This is a genomic window from Providencia rettgeri (assembly GCF_023205015.1).
GTDB lineage: Bacteria > Pseudomonadota > Gammaproteobacteria > Enterobacterales > Enterobacteriaceae > Providencia > Providencia rettgeri_E.
This window is the reverse complement of record NZ_CP096259.1, coordinates 87349-99533: the sequence shown is the minus strand read 5'-3', so window position 1 is coordinate 99533 and position 12185 is coordinate 87349. Positions and strand designations below refer to the sequence as shown.

Below are 12185 nucleotides of genomic sequence, written 5' to 3'. Positions count from 1 at the left end.
CAAGGAGGTGTGCGATGAGCGCCTACACGGTATCGCAACTGGCCCATAACGCTGGGGTGAGCGTACATATCGTGCGCGACTACCTGGTGCGCGGCTTGTTACGGCCGGTGGCCTGCACCACGGGCGGCTACGGCGTGTTCGACGATGCGGCCTTGCAACGGCTGTGCTTCGTGCGCGCGGCCTTCGAGGCGGGTATCGGCCTGGATGCCCTGGCGCGGCTGTGCCGTGCGCTCGACGCAGCGGACGGCGCACAAGCCGCAGCGCAGCTTGCCGTGCTGCGCCAGTTGGTCGAGCGGCGGCGCGCGGCGTTGGCCCATCTGGACGCGCAACTGGCCTCCATGCCAGCCGAGCGGGCGCACGAGGAGGCATTGCCGTGAACGCCCCTGACAAACTGCCGCCCGAGACGCGCCAACCCGTTTCCGGCTACCTGTGGGGTGCGCTGGCCGTGTTGACCTGCCCCTGCCATCTGCCGATTCTCGCCGCCGTGCTGGCCGGGACGACCGCCGGTGCCTTCCTTGGCGAGCATTGGGGTGTTGCCGCGCTCGCGCTGACCGGCTTGTTCGTTCTGGCCGTAACGCGGCTGCTGCGCGCCTTCCGGGGCGGATCATGACGAGTTCGCAGCCCGCCGGATGGACGGCGGCCGAGTTGGCGCAGGCGGCGGCGCGCGGACAGCTTGACCTGCATTACCAGCCGCTGGTCGATCTGCGCGATCACCGGATCGCTGGCGCGGAAGCGTTGATGCGCTGGCGGCATCCGAGGCTTGGCCTGTTGCCGCCCGGCCAGTTCCTGCCGCTGGCCGAGTCGTTCGGCCTGATGCCGGAAATAGGCGCGTGGGTGCTGGGCGAGGCCTGTCGCCAGATGCACAAGTGGCAAGGACCGGCATGGCAACCGTTCCGTCTTGCCATCAATGTGTCCGCCAGCCAGGTTGGGCCAACGTTCGACGACGAGGTAAAGCGGGTGCTGGCCGATATGGCCCTGCCCGCCGAGCTTCTGGAGATCGAACTGACCGAATCGGTCGCATTCGGCAATCCAGCCCTGTTCGCCAGTTTCGACGCCTTGCGCGCCATCGGCGTGCGCTTCGCCGCCGACGACTTCGGCACCGGCTATTCCTGCCTGCAACATCTGAAATGCTGCCCCATCACCACATTGAAAATCGACCAATCCTTTGTCGCCAGGCTCCCGGATGATGCCCGTGACCAAACTATCGTGCGGGCGGTGATCCAGCTCGCGCACGGGCTGGGCATGGATGTCATTTTCAGAAGACGACTGCACCAGTTGATTGGGCGTAATGGCTGTTGTGCAGCCAGCTCCTGACAGTTCAATATCAGAAGTGATCTGCACCAATCTCGACTATGCTCAATACTCGTGTGCACCAAAGCGAGGTGAGCATGGCGACGGACACCCCACGGATTCCAGAACAAGGCGTGGCCACTCTGCCTGATGAGGCTTGGGAGCGTGCGCGCCGTCGTGCGGAGATCATCAGTCCGTTGGCGCAGTCGGAGACGGTCGGGCACGAAGCGGCCGATATGGCGGCTCAGGCGCTGGGCTTGTCTCGGCGCCAGGTATACGTTCTGATCCGGCGTGCCCGGCAAGGCAGCGGCCTCGTGACGGATCTGGTGCCCGGCCAGTCCGGTGGAGGTAAAGGTAAGGGGCGCTTGCCGGAACCGGTCGAGCGCGTCATCCACGAGCTACTGCAAAAGCGGTTCCTGACCAAGCAGAAGCGCAGCCTAGCGGCCTTTCACCGCGAAGTCACTCAGGTGTGCAAGGCTCAAAAACTGCGAGTGCCGGCGCGCAATACCGTGGCCTTACGGATCGCTAGCCTTGACCCGCGCAAGGTCATCCGCCGGCGGGAAGGCCAGGATGCCGCTCGTGACCTACAAGGTGTGGGCGGCGAGCCTCCTGCCGTGACCGCGCCGCTGGAGCAGGTGCAGATAGACCATACGGTCATCGACCTGATCGTGGTCGATGACCGCGACCGGCAACCTATTGGCCGCCCGTACCTGACCCTCGCCATCGACGTGTTCACCCGCTGCGTGCTCGGCATGGTCGTCACGCTGGAAGCGCCGTCTGCCGTTTCGGTTGGCCTGTGCCTCGTGCATGTCGCCTGCGACAAGCGCCCTTGGCTGGAAGGACTGAACGTGGAAATGGATTGGCAGATGAGCGGCAAGCCCTTGCTGCTCTACCTAGACAACGCGGCCGAGTTCAAGAGCGAGGCCCTGCGCCGGGGTTGCGAGCAGCATGGCATCCGGCTGGACTATCGCCCGCTGGGACAGCCGCACTATGGCGGCATCGTGGAACGGATCATCGGCACGGCGATGCAGATGATTCACGACGAACTGCCGGGAACGACCTTCTCCAACCCTGACCAGCGCGGCGACTACGATTCCGAAAACAAGGCCGCCCTGACGCTGCGCGAGCTAGAGCGCTGGCTCACATTGGCGGTCGGCACCTACCACGGTTCGGTGCACAACGGCCTGCTCCAACCGCCGGCCGCGCGCTGGGCCGAGGCCGTGGCGCGTGTCGGCGTACCGGCCGTCGTCACACGCGCTACTTCGTTCCTGGTCGATTTTCTGCCGATCCTCCGGCGCACGCTGACCCGCACCGGCTTTGTCATCGACCACATCCACTACTACGCCGATGGGCACTGTTGCAAATAGTCGGTGGTGATAAACTTATCATCCCCTTTTGCTGATGGAGCTGCACATGAACCCATTCAAAGGCCGGCATTTTCAGCGTGACATCATTCTGTGGGCCGTACGCTGGTACTGCAAATACGGCATCAGTTACCGTGAGCTGCAGGAGATGCTGGCTGAACGCGGAGTGAATGTCGATCACTCCACGATTTACCGCTGGGTTCAGCGTTATGCGCCTGAAATGGAAAAACGGCTGCGCTGGTACTGGCGTAACCCTTCCGATCTTTGCCCGTGGCACATGGATGAAACCTACGTGAAGGTCAATGGCCGCTGGGCGTATCTGTACCGGGCCGTCGACAGCCGGGGCCGCACTGTCGATTTTTATCTCTCCTCCCGTCGTAACAGCAAAGCTGCATACCGGTTTCTGGGTAAAATCCTCAACAACGTGAAGAAGTGGCAGATCCCGCGATTCATCAACACGGATAAAGCGCCCGCCTATGGTCGCGCGCTTGCTCTGCTCAAACGCGAAGGCCGGTGCCCGTCTGACGTTGAACACCGACAGATTAAGTACCGGAACAACGTGATTGAATGCGATCATGGCAAACTGAAACGGATAATCGGCGCCACGCTGGGATTTAAATCCATGAAGACGGCTTACGCCACCATCAAAGGTATTGAGGTGATGCGTGCACTACGCAAAGGCCAGGCCTCAGCATTTTATTATGGTGATCCCCTGGGCGAAATGCGCCTGGTAAGCAGAGTTTTTGAAATGTAAGGCCTTTGAATAAGACAAAAGGCTGCCTCATCGCTAACTTTGCAACAGTGCCCGCTGCCCTACCTCTCACTAGTGAGGGGCGGCAGCGCATCAAGCGGTGAGCGCACTCCGGCACCGCCAACTTTCAGCACATGCGTGTAAATCATCGTCGTAGAGACGTCGGAATGGCCGAGCAGATCCTGCACGGTTCGAATGTCGTAACCGCTGCGGAGCAAGGCCGTCGCGAACGAGTGGCGGAGGGTGTGCGGTGTGGCGGGCTTCGTGATGCCTGCTTGTTCTACGGCACGTTTGAAGGCGCGCTGAAAGGTCTGGTCATACATGTGATGGCGACGCACGACACCGCTCCGTGGATCGGTCGAATGCGTGTGCTGCGCAAAAACCCAGAACCACGGCCAGGAATGCCCGGCGCGCGGATACTTCCGCTCAAGGGCGTCGGGAAGCGCAACGCCGCTGCGGCCCTCGGCCTGGTCCTTCAGCCACCATGCCCGTGCACGCGACAGCTGCTCGCGCAGGCTGGGTGCCAAGCTCTCGGGTAACATCAAGGCCCGATCCTTGGAGCCCTTGCCCTCCCGCACGATGATCGTGCCGTGATCGAAATCCAGATCCTTGACCCGCAGTTGCAAACCCTCACTGATCCGCATGCCCGTTCCATACAGAAGCTGGGCGAACAAACGATGCTCGCCTTCCAGAAAACCGAGGATGCGAACCACTTCATCCGGGGTCAGCACCACCGGCAAGCGCCGCGACGGCCGAGGTCTTCCGATCTCCTGAAGCCAGGGCAGATCCGTGCACAGCACCTTGCCGTAGAAGAACAGCAAGGCCGCCAATGCCTGACGATGCGTGGAGACCGAAACCTTGCGCTCGTTCGCCAGCCAGGACAGAAATGCCTCGACTTCGCTGCTGCCCAAGGTTGCCGGGTGACGCACACCGTGGAAACGGATGAAGGCACGAACCCAGTTGACATAAGCCTGTTCGGTTCGTAAACTGTAATGCAAGTAGCGTATGCGCTCACGCAACTGGTCCAGAACCTTGACCGAACGCAGCGGTGGTAACGGCGCAGTGGCGGTTTTCATGGCTTGTTATGACTGTTTTTTTGTACAGTCTATGCCTCGGGCATCCAAGCAGCAAGCGCGTTACGCCGTGGGTCGATGTTTGATGTTATGGAGCAGCAACGATGTTACGCAGCAGGGCAGTCGCCCTAAAACAAAGTTAGCCATTAAGGGAGTTAAATTGAAAATATCATTGATTTCTGCAGTGTCAGAAAATGGCGTAATCGGTAGTGGTCCTGATATCCCGTGGTCAGTAAAAGGTGAGCAACTACTCTTTAAAGCGCTCACATATAATCAATGGCTCCTTGTCGGAAGAAAAACATTTGACTCTATGGGTGTTCTTCCAAATCGCAAATATGCAGTAGTGTCAAAGAACGGAATTTCAAGCTCAAATGAAAACGTCCTAGTTTTTCCTTCAATAGAAAATGCTTTGAAAGAGCTATCAAAAGTTACAGATCATGTATATGTCTCTGGCGGGGGTCAAATCTATAATAGCCTTATTGAAAAAGCAGATATAATTCATTTGTCTACTGTTCACGTTGAAGTCGAAGGTGATATCAAATTCCCTATAATGCCTGAGAATTTCAATTTGGTTTTTGAACAGTTTTTTATGTCTAATATAAATTATACATACCAGATTTGGAAAAAAGGCTAACAATGCGTTGCAGCACCAGTCGCTTCGCTCCTTGGACAGCTTTTAAGTCGCGTCTTTGTGGTTTTGCTGCGCAAAAGTATTCCACAAAGCCGCAACTTAAAAGCTGCCGCTGAACTTAACGTTAGGCATCATGGGTGAATTTTTCCCTGCACAAGTTTTCAAGCAGCTGTCCCACGCTCGCGCGGTGATCGAGCGCCATCTGGCTGCGACACTGGACACAATCCACCTGTTCGGATCTGCGATCGATGGAGGGCTGAAGCCGGACAGCGACATAGACTTGCTCGTGACCGTCAGCGCCGCACCTAACGATTCGCTCCGGCAGGCGCTAATGCTCGATTTGCTGAAAGTCTCATCACCGCCAGGCGATGGCGGAACATGGCGACCGCTGGAGCTAACTGTTGTCGCTCGAAGCGAAGTAGTGCCTTGGCGCTATCCGGCGCGGCGTGAGCTTCAGTTCGGTGAGTGGCTCCGCCACGACATCCTTTCCGGAACGTTCGAGCCTGCCGTTCTGGATCACGATCTTGCGATTTTGCTGACCAAGGCGAGGCAACACAGCCTTGCGCTTCTAGGCCCATCCGCAGCCACGTTTTTCGAGCCGGTGCCGAAGGAGCATTTCTCCAAGGCGCTTTTCGACACTATTGCCCAGTGGAATGCAGAGTCGGATTGGAAGGGTGACGAGCGGAACGTCGTTCTTGCTCTTGCTCGCATTTGGTACAGCGCTTCAACTGGTCTCATTGCTCCTAAGGACGTTGCTGCCGCATGGGTATCGGAGCGTTTGCCTGCCGAGCATCGGCCCCTCATCTGCAAGGCACGCGCGGCGTACCTGGGTAGCGAGGACGACGACCTAGCAATGCGCGTCGAAGAGACGGCCGCGTTCGTTCGATATGCCAAAGCAACGATTGAGAGAATCTTGCGTTGAGCGGCATGTGCGAAAAGTGCATCGACCCGCGCCGAGGGCATCTGATGCCTAACTCGGCGTTCAAGCGGACGGGCTGCGCCCGCCGCTCAACTATGCGTTAGATGCACTAAGCACATAATTGCTCACAGCCAAACTATCAGGTCAAGTCTGCTTTTATTATTTTTAAGCGTGCATAATAAGCCCTACACAAATTGGGAGATATATCATGAAAGGCTGGCTTTTTCTTGTTATCGCAATAGTTGGCGAAGTAATCGCAACATCCGCATTAAAATCTAGCGAGGGCTTTACTAAGCTTGCCCCTTCCGCCGTTGTCATAATCGGTTATGGCATCGCATTTTATTTTCTTTCTCTGGTTCTGAAATCCATCCCTGTCGGTGTTGCTTATGCAGTCTGGTCGGGACTCGGCGTCGTCATAATTACAGCCATTGCCTGGTTGCTTCATGGGCAAAAGCTTGATGCGTGGGGCTTTGTAGGTATGGGGCTCATAATTGCTGCCTTTTTGCTCGCCCGATCCCCATCGTGGAAGTCGCTGCGGAGGCCGACGCCATGGTGACGGTGTTCGGCATTCTGAATCTCACCGAGGACTCCTTCTTCGATGAGAGCCGGCGGCTAGACCCCGCCGGCGCTGTCACCGCGGCGATCGAAATGCTGCGAGTCGGATCAGACGTCGTGGATGTCGGACCGGCCGCCAGCCATCCGGACGCGAGGCCTGTATCGCCGGCCGATGAGATCAGACGTATTGCGCCGCTCTTAGACGCCCTGTCCGATCAGATGCACCGTGTTTCAATCGACAGCTTCCAACCGGAAACCCAGCGCTATGCGCTCAAGCGCGGCGTGGGCTACCTGAACGATATCCAAGGATTTCCTGACCCTGCGCTCTATCCCGATATTGCTGAGGCGGACTGCAGGCTGGTGGTTATGCACTCAGCGCAGCGGGATGGCATCGCCACCCGCACCGGTCACCTTCGACCCGAAGACGCGCTCGACGAGATTGTGCGGTTCTTCGAGGCGCGGGTTTCCGCCTTGCGACGGAGCGGGGTCGCTGCCGACCGGCTCATCCTCGATCCGGGGATGGGATTTTTCTTGAGCCCCGCACCGGAAACATCGCTGCACGTGCTGTCGAACCTTCAAAAGCTGAAGTCGGCGTTGGGGCTTCCGCTATTGGTCTCGGTGTCGCGGAAATCCTTCTTGGGCGCCACCGTTGGCCTTCCTGTAAAGGATCTGGGTCCAGCGAGCCTTGCGGCGGAACTTCACGCGATCGGCAATGGCGCTGACTACGTCCGCACCCACGCGCCTGGAGATCTGCGAAGCGCAATCACCTTCTCGGAAACCCTCGCGAAATTTCGCAGTCGCGACGCCAGAGACCGAGGGTTAGATCATGCCTAGCATTCACCTTCCGGCCGCCCGCTAAATATCTCCTTTTGGGTTGTTAATAAAACATCCAATAAGTTGACTGTGCGTGAAAAAGAAAGTTTTGTGTGATGGCGTTGAAGATCGCACCGTTAAGCTCTTATGTGGGATGGTGCAGAGCTCGACGACTACCGATAAAACGCAACCGCCGCAAACAGACAAGAAAAAGCCCCAACTGATAACAGTTGGGGCTTCAGTATTGTGATTGGTGGAGCAATAGCACCCTGAACCCAAAACCTTCTCGCTCAACCGGTAGTGGCTGATAACAACTCGTGAGGGCTATTGCGGGTTAAGCATTTAGCGATGTCTAGGGCCAGACTGGACGTCTGAACGCAAGCCGCTGATACTGTACATAACCACAGTATCAGCGGAGGATACCCATGTCGCTGGCAAGGAACGCCACGGCGAGTCAATCGCCCACTCAAACAAACGGTTACGAACGCCACCAACCCGACCAGACGCTGCTCTACCAGCTGGTTGAGCAGCACTACCCAGCCTTCAAAGCCTCACTCGAAGCCCAAGGTCAACACCTGCCTCGCTACATCCAACAAGAATTCAACGACCTCCTCCAATGTGGCCGTCTGGAGTATGGTTTCATGCGGGTTCGCTGCGAGGATTGTCATCACGAGCGTCTGGTCGCCTTCAGCTGTAAACGACGCGGCTTTTGCCCTAGCTGCGGTGCCCGCCGGATGGCCGAGAGTGCGGCGCTGCTGATAGACGAAGTCTTCCCCAAGGAGCCCATTCGCCAGTGGGTGCTCAGCTTTCCTTTCCAGCTACGCTTTTTGCTGGCTCGCCATCCCCAGCTGATGGGCCAGGTCTTGAGTATCGTCTATCGTACACTCTCAACTCATCTGATCAAAAAAGCCGGTTACACCAAAGCCTCTGCACAAACTGGCTCAGTGACTCTTATCCAACGCTTTGGCTCCGCGCTAAATCTCAATGTCCACTACCACATGCTGTTTCTCGATGGTGTCTATGCCGAAGATGACTATGGCAAGCAACGCTTCCATCGTGTCAAGGCACCCACTTACGATGAGCTGAATACGCTCGCTCACACCCTCAGCCATCGCATCGCTCGCTGCATGGAAAAGCGTGGGATTTTGGAGCGTGATGCCGAGAATACGTGGTTGACACTGGAAGAGGGCGAAGACGATACGCTGACTCAATTACATGGTGCTTCGGTTACGTATCGCATTGCCGTCGGCCCCCAGCAAGGGCGCAAAGTCTTCACCCTGCAAACCTTGCCAGGGCGTGAGGATAAAGCCGACTCAAGCAGTCGAGTAGCCAACCATGCTGGTTTCTCGCTACACGCCGGTGTGATGGCCGAAGCGCATCAGCGGGATAAGCTTGAGCGCTTGTGTCGCTACATTAGTCGGCCAGCGGTTTCAGAAAAACGTCTGGCATTAACCGCCAATGGGCAGGTGCGTTACGAGCTCAAAACTCCGTACCGCAATGGCACCACCCATGTGATCTTCGAGCCGCTGGACTTCATCGCCAAACTCGCTGCGTTGGTACCTAAGCCGCGAGTCAACCTCACACGCTTCCACGGCGTCTTTGCACCGAACAGCAAACACCGAGTTCAAGTAACACCCGCCAAGCGGGGCAAGAAGCCCGACAAATCGGAAGGTCTCGATACTAACTGGCGTGACAAGAGTCCTGCAGAGCGCCACCGCGCCATGACCTGGATGCAACGCCTCAAGCGAGTCTTCAATATTGATATTGAAGTCTGCGAACACTGCGGCGGTCACGTCAAAGTGATTGCCAGCATCGAAGATCCGAAGGTCATTGAGCAGATTCTCAAGCATCTGAAACAGAAAACAGCCAAGGCGAATGCCGCCAAGCAGCGTGAGCTGCCACCAGAACGAGCGCCGCCACTGACTCCCAGCCTGTTCGATCCATCACAGAGTCGTCTCTTTGACTGACGACCCCAAATCCAACACTGCTCAACACTGCCAACTTTTAAACGGGGCGGTGGGGCAGTTTGTATCTCTCGAGCTATCAGGCTAGAGATTTTACCGCCAAATCGAACCTTATTAGAGCGGTTTAGGCTGGACCGGCAGTTAAAATTGGGGCTTGAGCGGTAAACGAGTGAGGGAATTTCAGGTAAGATACTTCGGATGAGGAGCAAAAAGGTGGTTTATACTTCCTATACCCTGCAAAGGTTGTTGGGAAGACGCGAACCAACCCCATGTTTGCCTGCCTAGGCAAAGCTCGCCGAAAGAGTTAGCACCCTCCCTGATTAAAGGAAGCCGTATGGATATTATTGATAAAGTTTTTCAGCAAGAGGATTTCTCACGCCAGGATTTGAGTGACAGCCGTTTTCGCCGCTGCCGCTTTTATCAGTGTGACTTCAGCCACTGTCAGCTGCAGGATGCCAGTTTCGAGGATTGCAGTTTCATTGAAAGCGGCGCCGTTGAAGGGTGTCACTTCAGCTATGCCGATCTGCGCGATGCCAGTTTCAAGGCCTGCCGTCTGTCTTTGGCCAACTTCAGCGGTGCCAACTGCTTTGGCATAGAGTTCAGGGAGTGCGATCTCAAGGGCGCCAACTTTTCCCGGGCCCGCTTCTACAATCAAGTCAGCCATAAGATGTACTTCTGCTCGGCTTATATCTCAGGTTGCAACCTGGCCTATACCAACTTGAGTGGCCAATGCCTGGAAAAATGCGAGCTGTTTGAAAACAACTGGAGCAATGCCAATCTCAGCGGCGCTTCCTTGATGGGCTCAGATCTCAGCCGCGGCACCTTCTCCCGCGACTGTTGGCAACAGGTCAATCTGCGGGGCTGTGACCTAACCTTTGCCGATCTGGATGGGCTCGACCCCAGACGGGTCAACCTCGAAGGAGTCAAGATCTGTGCCTGGCAACAGGAGCAACTGCTGGAACCCTTGGGAGTAATAGTGCTGCCGGATTAGCTCGAATGCAAACACAAGAGGCAAATATCACTTGAGTTCCGCGCTGCAACAAGGCAGATTCTGCTATAGCAGAGTATTACCGCCGGAATGCTGAACCCAAAACCTTCTCGCTCAACCGGTAGTGGCTGATAACAACTCGTGAGGGCTATTGCGGGTTAAGCATTTAGCGATGTCTAGGGCCAGACTGGACGTCTGAACGCAAGCCGCTGATACTGTACATAACCACAGTATCAGCGGAGGATACCCATGTCGCTGGCAAGGAACGCCACGGCGAGTCAATCGCCCACTCAAACAAACGGTTACGAACGCCACCAACCCGACCAGACGCTGCTCTACCAGCTGGTTGAGCAGCACTACCCAGCCTTCAAAGCCTCACTCGAAGCCCAAGGTCAACACCTGCCTCGCTACATCCAACAAGAATTCAACGACCTCCTCCAATGTGGCCGTCTGGAGTATGGTTTCATGCGGGTTCGCTGCGAGGATTGTCATCACGAGCGTCTGGTCGCCTTCAGCTGTAAACGACGCGGCTTTTGCCCTAGCTGCGGTGCCCGCCGGATGGCCGAGAGTGCGGCGCTGCTGATAGACGAAGTCTTCCCCAAGGAGCCCATTCGCCAGTGGGTGCTCAGCTTTCCTTTCCAGCTACGCTTTTTGCTGGCTCGCCATCCCCAGCTGATGGGCCAGGTCTTGAGTATCGTCTATCGTACACTCTCAACTCATCTGATCAAAAAAGCCGGTTACACCAAAGCCTCTGCACAAACTGGCTCAGTGACTCTTATCCAACGCTTTGGCTCCGCGCTAAATCTCAATGTCCACTACCACATGCTGTTTCTCGATGGTGTCTATGCCGAAGATGACTATGGCAAGCAACGCTTCCATCGTGTCAAGGCACCCACTTACGATGAGCTGAATACGCTCGCTCACACCCTCAGCCATCGCATCGCTCGCTGCATGGAAAAGCGTGGGATTTTGGAGCGTGATGCCGAGAATACGTGGTTGACACTGGAAGAGGGCGAAGACGATACGCTGACTCAATTACATGGTGCTTCGGTTACGTATCGCATTGCCGTCGGCCCCCAGCAAGGGCGCAAAGTCTTCACCCTGCAAACCTTGCCAGGGCGTGAGGATAAAGCCGACTCAAGCAGTCGAGTAGCCAACCATGCTGGTTTCTCGCTACACGCCGGTGTGATGGCCGAAGCGCATCAGCGGGATAAGCTTGAGCGCTTGTGTCGCTACATTAGTCGGCCAGCGGTTTCAGAAAAACGTCTGGCATTAACCGCCAATGGGCAGGTGCGTTACGAGCTCAAAACTCCGTACCGCAATGGCACCACCCATGTGATCTTCGAGCCGCTGGACTTCATCGCCAAACTCGCTGCGTTGGTACCTAAGCCGCGAGTCAACCTCACACGCTTCCACGGCGTCTTTGCACCGAACAGCAAACACCGAGTTCAAGTAACACCCGCCAAGCGGGGCAAGAAGCCCGACAAATCGGAAGGTCTCGATACTAACTGGCGTGACAAGAGTCCTGCAGAGCGCCACCGCGCCATGACCTGGATGCAACGCCTCAAGCGAGTCTTCAATATTGATATTGAAGTCTGCGAACACTGCGGCGGTCACGTCAAAGTGATTGCCAGCATCGAAGATCCGAAGGTCATTGAGCAGATTCTCAAGCATCTGAAACAGAAAACAGCCAAGGCGAATGCCGCCAAGCAGCGTGAGCTGCCACCAGAACGAGCGCCGCCACTGACTCCCAGCCTGTTCGATCCATCACAGAGTCGTCTCTTTGACTGACGACCCCAAATCCAACACTGCTCAACACTGCCAACTTTTAAACGGG

The 12185-nt window shown here is 56.7% G+C and carries 12 protein-coding genes and 1 pseudogene; 12 read left to right on the top strand and 1 reads right to left on the bottom strand.

Translation table 11 applies throughout. The annotated features are described in order from the left end of the window. The first annotated feature begins 14 nt into the window (after positions 1-14). From merD to M0M83_RS21180, 5 genes and pseudogenes are all read left to right on the top strand, one after another. Positions 15-377, top strand: a complete 363-nt coding sequence (gene merD, locus M0M83_RS21200; RefSeq protein WP_001277456.1) for a mercury resistance co-regulator MerD — start codon at positions 15-17, stop codon at positions 375-377. Further along, positions 374-610, top strand: a complete 237-nt coding sequence (gene merE, locus M0M83_RS21195; protein WP_000993386.1) for a broad-spectrum mercury transporter MerE — start codon at positions 374-376, stop codon at positions 608-610. The genes merD and merE overlap by 4 nt, the downstream gene beginning before the upstream one ends. A 35-nt stretch (positions 611-645) precedes the next feature. Then, positions 646-1314, top strand: coding sequence for an EAL domain-containing protein (locus tag M0M83_RS21190; protein WP_001300294.1), 669 nt, complete (start codon positions 646-648; stop codon positions 1312-1314). Positions 1315-1388: 74 nt separating this feature from the next. Then, positions 1389-2639, top strand: a pseudogene (locus M0M83_RS21185) (transposase); the annotation flags it as partial. 64 nt (positions 2640-2703) lie between these two features. Continuing rightward, positions 2704-3408, top strand: a complete 705-nt coding sequence (locus tag M0M83_RS21180) for an IS6-like element IS26 family transposase (RefSeq protein WP_001067855.1) — start codon at positions 2704-2706, stop codon at positions 3406-3408. A gap of 59 nt (positions 3409-3467) precedes the next feature. Here the strand turns inward: M0M83_RS21180 and intI1 are convergent, their stop codons facing one another. Next, positions 3468-4481, bottom strand: coding sequence for a class 1 integron integrase IntI1 (intI1, locus tag M0M83_RS21175; RefSeq protein WP_000845054.1), 1014 nt, complete (start codon positions 4479-4481; stop codon positions 3468-3470). A 157-nt stretch (positions 4482-4638) separates the two neighbouring features. On the opposite strand from intI1, the gene dfrA17 reads away from it, so the two are divergent. The 7 genes from dfrA17 (at position 4639) to M0M83_RS21140 (ending at position 12139) form a co-directional block, all read left to right on the top strand. Then, on the top strand, positions 4639-5112 hold the full coding sequence (gene dfrA17 / locus M0M83_RS21170) for a trimethoprim-resistant dihydrofolate reductase DfrA17 (protein ID WP_001389366.1): 474 nt from the start codon (positions 4639-4641) through the stop codon (positions 5110-5112). Between the two features lie 130 nt (positions 5113-5242). Then, positions 5243-6031 (top strand): ANT(3'')-Ia family aminoglycoside nucleotidyltransferase AadA5, encoded by a 789-nt coding sequence (locus M0M83_RS21165; RefSeq protein ID WP_000503573.1) that lies wholly within the window; start codon positions 5243-5245, stop codon positions 6029-6031. 205 nt (positions 6032-6236) lie between these two features. Further along, a complete protein-coding gene (locus tag M0M83_RS21160) occupies positions 6237-6584 on the top strand; it encodes a quaternary ammonium compound efflux SMR transporter QacE delta 1 (RefSeq protein WP_000679427.1) in 348 nt (115 codons plus the stop codon). After that, positions 6578-7417, top strand: a complete 840-nt coding sequence (gene sul1, locus M0M83_RS21155; RefSeq protein WP_000259031.1) for a sulfonamide-resistant dihydropteroate synthase Sul1 — start codon at positions 6578-6580, stop codon at positions 7415-7417. Before M0M83_RS21160 ends, sul1 begins: the two co-directional genes overlap by 7 nt. Positions 7418-7821: 404 nt before the next feature. Then, positions 7822-9363: an IS91-like element ISCR1 family transposase gene (locus tag M0M83_RS21150; protein WP_000050481.1), complete on the top strand. Its 1542-nt coding sequence runs from the start codon at positions 7822-7824 to the stop codon at positions 9361-9363. A 331-nt stretch (positions 9364-9694) separates the two neighbouring features. Further along, positions 9695-10351: a quinolone resistance pentapeptide repeat protein QnrA1 gene (locus tag M0M83_RS21145; protein ID WP_012579084.1), complete on the top strand. Its 657-nt coding sequence runs from the start codon at positions 9695-9697 to the stop codon at positions 10349-10351. A gap of 246 nt (positions 10352-10597) precedes the next feature. After that, positions 10598-12139, top strand: a complete 1542-nt coding sequence (locus M0M83_RS21140; protein ID WP_000050481.1) for an IS91-like element ISCR1 family transposase — start codon at positions 10598-10600, stop codon at positions 12137-12139. Positions 12140-12185 lie beyond the last annotated feature (46 nt).

What these genes read in the sequence shown, in the direction of transcription:
- M0M83_RS21140 (WP_000050481.1), top strand. Translation starts at nt 10,598, where the DNA reads ATGTCGCTGGCAAGGAACGCCACGGCGAGTCAATCGCCCACTCAAACA.
- M0M83_RS21145 (WP_012579084.1), top strand. Translation starts at nt 9,695, where the DNA reads ATGGATATTATTGATAAAGTTTTTCAGCAAGAGGATTTCTCACGCCAG.
- intI1 (WP_000845054.1), bottom strand. Translation starts at nt 4,481, where the DNA reads ATGAAAACCGCCACTGCGCCGTTACCACCGCTGCGTTCGGTCAAGGTT.
- M0M83_RS21165 (WP_000503573.1), top strand. Translation starts at nt 5,243, where the DNA reads ATGGGTGAATTTTTCCCTGCACAAGTTTTCAAGCAGCTGTCCCACGCT.
- sul1 (WP_000259031.1), top strand. Translation starts at nt 6,578, where the DNA reads ATGGTGACGGTGTTCGGCATTCTGAATCTCACCGAGGACTCCTTCTTC.
- merD (WP_001277456.1), top strand. Translation starts at nt 15, where the DNA reads ATGAGCGCCTACACGGTATCGCAACTGGCCCATAACGCTGGGGTGAGC.
- M0M83_RS21160 (WP_000679427.1), top strand. Translation starts at nt 6,237, where the DNA reads ATGAAAGGCTGGCTTTTTCTTGTTATCGCAATAGTTGGCGAAGTAATC.
- M0M83_RS21180 (WP_001067855.1), top strand. Translation starts at nt 2,704, where the DNA reads ATGAACCCATTCAAAGGCCGGCATTTTCAGCGTGACATCATTCTGTGG.
- M0M83_RS21150 (WP_000050481.1), top strand. Translation starts at nt 7,822, where the DNA reads ATGTCGCTGGCAAGGAACGCCACGGCGAGTCAATCGCCCACTCAAACA.